Annotated in this window: 5 protein-coding genes; 1 reads left to right on the top strand and 4 read right to left on the bottom strand. The window is 47.7% G+C overall.

Annotated features, from left to right (window positions below):
* Positions 1-9: 9 nt before the first annotated feature.
* From RMO84_RS16150 to RMO84_RS16135, 4 genes are all read right to left on the bottom strand, one after another.
* The gene (locus RMO84_RS16150; protein ID WP_015161987.1) at positions 10-366 is read right to left on the bottom strand and encodes a hypothetical protein; all 357 of its coding nucleotides are present in this window, start codon (positions 364-366) and stop codon (positions 10-12) included.
* A 434-nt stretch (positions 367-800) separates the two neighbouring features.
* The gene (locus tag RMO84_RS16145; protein ID WP_310489461.1) at positions 801-1,640 is read right to left on the bottom strand and encodes a fatty acid desaturase; all 840 of its coding nucleotides are present in this window, start codon (positions 1,638-1,640) and stop codon (positions 801-803) included.
* The gene (locus RMO84_RS16140) at positions 1,624-1,839 is read right to left on the bottom strand and encodes a hypothetical protein (RefSeq protein WP_310489460.1); all 216 of its coding nucleotides are present in this window, start codon (positions 1,837-1,839) and stop codon (positions 1,624-1,626) included. Before RMO84_RS16140 ends, RMO84_RS16145 begins: the two co-directional genes overlap by 17 nt.
* Before the next feature lie 482 nt (positions 1,840-2,321).
* Entirely contained in the window at positions 2,322-3,200 is an 879-nt protein-coding gene (locus RMO84_RS16135; RefSeq protein ID WP_310489459.1) for a polyphosphate kinase 2 family protein, read from the bottom strand.
* A gap of 293 nt (positions 3,201-3,493) precedes the next feature.
* Here RMO84_RS16135 and RMO84_RS16130 point away from each other — a divergent pair, with 293 nt between their 5' ends.
* A complete protein-coding gene (locus RMO84_RS16130) occupies positions 3,494-4,648 on the top strand; it encodes an NAD-dependent epimerase/dehydratase family protein (protein WP_310489458.1) in 1,155 nt (384 codons plus the stop codon).
* The last annotated feature ends 176 nt before the right edge of the window (positions 4,649-4,824 follow it).

Here is a 4,824-nt window from a genome sequence, read left to right as displayed (position 1 = left end):
AACACTAACCTAATTTTCGAGTACCTTGCTAATCCGATCCTCTAGTCGATCGAGATCGAGACCGCCTTCGTCGCGGCTGATCCGGCGAACGGTGGCGTTCACACCATCGAGGTTTTGCAATAAGTCTCGCAAAATTTCTTGTTGCTGACGGGATTGGGTAACTTCGTGTGGCTCCTGAACTAAGTCACGGACGATCGTATCTTCAGAGCGGGATACCACAATCGGTTCCTCTTGCCCTTGCAAATAGACGATCGTGCGGCGTCCGGGGCCGCGTTCTTGCTCTAGGGGAATGAGTGCGACCACATTGTCCGAACGCACGTATTTGCCAAATCCCAGGTGAACTAGTACAGAGGGTTGAATCTTCACTCAAGCTTATCCTTTTCTTCTCTATACTCCTATTTTAGAGGCGAATCGAAGCGGCTGCAATGAATGCGAGGAGAGGTTTTCACCCTGATTTGGTGGTAGTTTACAGTTGTTTTTTATTGGCGATCGACTAGGCGGATTGTATGGCTATCTGGGTCGCAAATTACGAACTGGCGATCGAATTCTAGATCGGAATTAGGACGCGGTGACACCTCCGCCGCGATGAGAACAAAGTTGGCAGATTTCAGGTGGTGGACGGTTTCGATCGCATCGTTAACAACGATTGTCGTTTGCGATCGCCAAATATCCTCGAACTGAGTATCGGCAGGAATCGATCGACTTGACAGCAGGCATATAGCTAGTTAAATGTTGGGTGAGGGCAAATATCTAAGCTGTAATTCAACACGAACTATCGACCGGAATCGATCGCCCATGAATTAATAGAGGGGCATCGATCGCGTAATGGTGCGTTGGAGCTGGGCTTCTGCCACACTTGTCAAACTGCCGCTGCTGTCAACTGGTGCCGATTTCCGCTGATGTTGACGTACTGTCGGGAGCTGATACCAAGGTAAAGATGGATATTCGTGGTGCTCCCAATGGTAGCCAAAGTGATAGCAAGTCAAAAACGACCAGATAATTGGATAGTTGGTGCTGATCGCATTGTGAGAATTTTGGTGTTGACTGGTGGGTGTCTCTCTGCCAGCCGATCGATGCGGTAAATAAGTCCCGAAGAAAAAGAGCTGCATCGAACTCAAGACGATCGGCAACACCCAAAACAGAAACAGATTGGGAATGGGCACATGAAAGCCCAGGAACAGACTAAAGAAGATAACCTTCATGCCAAAAAAGAGGACGACCTTCTGCCGAAAATCTAGATACTCTTGCATGAATTTGACGTACCAAGCTCCTAAGCCGTCGCGCACGCCATCGTGAAAGTCAGGATCGCCCAGCCGACCGGGTTGGAGATGATGCTGCCAGTGGTGATGCGCCAATTTTTGATAGGGGAGGAGCGCGTATAGTGCCAAGGCTAAGTGACCGAAACATTTGTTGACACGGCGATGTCCTGGCAGCACCGAGCCGTGAATAGCATCGTGGGCGACAATAAATAGTCCAGTCTGGATGAATGTTCTGCCTAGAATGACTGGGAAAATCCCCAGCGGTAACAACGTGGAGACATCTAGCGAACAGACCCAGGCGAGGCTACCGAGCCAGAACGCGACGATCGTCGTAGCAACCAGCAATCCGGTCAATGGTGGGGATTTAAGATCGTGCTGCACGTAATTCTGTCTCACTTAGTACTACCATCGTCTCCGCACCGACTCTGCCAAAATCTGGGAATTGGCCTAAGGGCATCTCTACTAGATACGTCCAATTCTGGGCTTCAAACTTGACATGCCGGACGATCCCTTCGCCACCGACAAATTTAACCTGCTGCGCGACTTTAAAGGTATTGACTTTTTCAATTGTTAGCATCATCGATCGGATTTCCTCAATTCGCTATTGCTGTTTTCTATTACAACAGAAAGCCACCCAAATCTTCTGTATCTTTCTGAGGAAAAAAACAGCCATTCTCCTCTACCTTTTGACTATGTTGCGATAAGTACTCGTGCCGATCGCGAGCGATCGAGCATCAATTCATCTGAATGTATAATCGCCAAACCTGCTTTTAGCAAAGCATTCAAGGCTCGATTTCGCTCTGAATCGATCGTCATCTCGTCACGAGGTTTCGATCGCCACCTATTACCGATCGATCTGCTTTTTCTTTAATCCGATCGATCTCTATCTGGCGATCGCGGGGATTAGTATGTAATCAAAATCACCGATCGCCAGCTGTCAAATGCAACTTATTTTTAAATAAAAAAACTGCGAAGATCGATCGGTAGAGCGCGATCCCCGACTTTTAATACTAGTTGGGGGAGCGGGGATCGCGATCGAGACAGCGGGGAATGTGAGTGCTGTCATTCTTCCCCTTCGAGCATTTTCTTAGCAACTGCTAATTGAGCGCGTTGCTCCTCACCGATTTGCGGGTAGGCTAAATCCATTTGCGCCAGACGAGAGCAGATGATGTCGGCGACAGTTAGGCGCGTAAACCATTTGCGATCGGCAGGAATGATATACCAAGGTGCGGCTTTGGTACTAGTATGGTTGAAGACATCTGTATACGCGGCTTGATAATCATCCCAATAGGCACGTTCTTCGACATCGCGATCGCTAAACTTCCAATTTTTTTCTGGTTCGGTAATGCGCTCTAGAAACCGCCGTTTTTGTTCTTTTCTAGAAACGTGTAAAAAGAACTTGATGATGACAGTACCATTATTGGTGAGATACCGCTCAAAATCATTAATTTCTTGAAATCTTTGCGGCCAGATTTGCTTGAAATCGATCGCGTGTAACTTTTGGGCAGCCAAGAGTTCGGGATGGACGCGCACGATTAGGGCTTCTTCATAATACGATCGATTGAAGATACCAATTCGACCGCGTTCGGGCATCGCTTTGTGAGTACGCCACAAATAATCGTGGTCTAATTCTTCACTCGATGGATTCTTAAAACTATAGACTTGACAACCTTGCGGATTGATACCAGACATCACATGCTTGATGGTACTATCCTTCCCCGCCGCATCCATTGCTTGGAAAATAATTAGCACCGAAAATTTATTTTGGGCATAGAGAATATTTTGATACTCTGCCAATTGTTGGATACCCGCCGCTAATTTGACTTGTGCGGATTCTTTATTCTCGAATTTGCCAGTATCTGCGGGATCGTAATCTTTGAGATCGATCTTTTTGCCCGGTGGCACGATCGTATGATGGCTTGATGCGGTTGTGTCTGTCATTTATTTAGTGGGGAGCGGGTGGCGGGGAGCGGGGTAAGTAATTACCGTAGATCTCAGGGTACCCTTAGGTTGTCGCTTAGTACTAACGTCGGTTGACGGGTGATAAGTAGATCGAGGGGAGTGGTTTTGGCGGATTTTTGGGGAGATTTTCAGCGATTTAGCTGAGTTTCGATCGCCGCTTAACTCGTTCTTAACCTGGTTTTTGGAGATCGAGGTTTACTCGATCGCCCTTGTCCTGATACATTGAGCGAATACTGGCTCATAAAAATTGATAACTCTACTCTTGTGTATTTATGAAAGTCCTGGTAATTGGCGGCGATGGTTATTGTGGGTGGGCAACTGCGCTGTACCTGTCCAACCGGGGGTATGATGTCGGCATTTTGGATAGTTTGGTTAGGCGGCATTGGGATTTAGAACTAGGAGTAGAGACACTTACGCCGATTTCCAACATCCAGCAGCGGATTCGCAGATGGCAAGAGTTAACTGGCAAAGAGATCGAGTTATTTATTGGCGATATCAATAACTATGATTTCTTACAAAAATCTTTGCAAGCCTTCCAGCCCGAAGCAGTAGTCCATTTTGGCGAACAGCGTTCGGCACCGTTTTCGATGATCGATCGGGAACATGCCGTCTTGACGCAAGTGAATAATGTCGTCGGTACGCTCAACCTGCTATACGCGCTGCGGAATGATTTCCCCGATTGTCATCTGGTGAAGCTAGGCACGATGGGTGAATATGGCACGCCCAACATCGATATCGAAGAAGGGTACATCACGATCGAGCATAACGGTCGTACTGATACTTTACCCTATCCCAAACAGCCGGGTAGTTTTTACCACTTGAGCAAGGTTCACGACAGTCATAATATCCAGTTTGCCTGTAAGGTGTGGGGTTTGCGCGCGACGGATCTCAATCAAGGGGTAGTTTACGGGGTATTGACTGAAGAAACGGGGATGGATGAAATCCTCATCAACCGGCTCGATTATGATGGCATCTACGGCACCGCGCTCAATCGCTTCTGCGTTCAAGCCGCGATCGGACATCCGCTGACAGTTTATGGTAAAGGCGGTCAAACTCGAACTTTCCTCGATATCCGCGATACGATCCGGTGTGTGGAATTAGCGATCGCCAATCCGGCTAAATCTGGAGAATTCCGCGTCTTTAACCAGTTTACCGAGATGTTTAGCATCAACGATCTCGCCCTTAAGGTGAAGCAAGCTGGGATCGCCTTAGGATTGGATGTCGAGATCGAGACGATCGATAATCCTCGCGTCGAAGCCGAAGAACACTACTTCAACGCTAAAAATACCAATCTGCTAAATCTCGGACTCCAACCGCATTTCCTCTCCGATTCGCTCCTCGATTCCCTGTTGAATTTTGCCATCAAGTATCAACATCGCGTCGATCGATCGCACATTTTGCCCAAGGTTAATTGGAAAAGGGGATAGAGAATAGGGAATAGGGGATAGGGATTAGGGCGGATTGATTTGTGGCGTCCTCAGGGCTAAACGCCCAAATTCAGCAAATAAATTAAGGCAATTATCAGCTTTTGTGCTTTTCCTCCTAATTCCTCTCCCTATCCCCTATACCCTATCCCCTATCCCCTAATCGGCACCCGATTGAG

Source organism: Chamaesiphon sp. VAR_69_metabat_338, from assembly GCF_031423935.1.
In the GTDB taxonomy this organism is placed as follows: Bacteria; Cyanobacteriota; Cyanobacteriia; order Cyanobacteriales; family Chamaesiphonaceae; genus Chamaesiphon.
Note: the sequence above shows the minus strand (reverse complement) of the source record. Positions and strands in the feature narration are given on the sequence as shown.

Bases quoted from the DNA above. Each gene is read 5' to 3' on its own strand.
- RMO84_RS16140 (WP_310489460.1), bottom strand. From the start codon at position 1,839: ATGATGCTAACAATTGAAAAAGTCAATACCTTTAAAGTCGCGCAGCAG.
- RMO84_RS16135 (WP_310489459.1), bottom strand. From the start codon at position 3,200: ATGACAGACACAACCGCATCAAGCCATCATACGATCGTGCCACCGGGC.
- RMO84_RS16130 (WP_310489458.1), top strand. From the start codon at position 3,494: ATGAAAGTCCTGGTAATTGGCGGCGATGGTTATTGTGGGTGGGCAACT.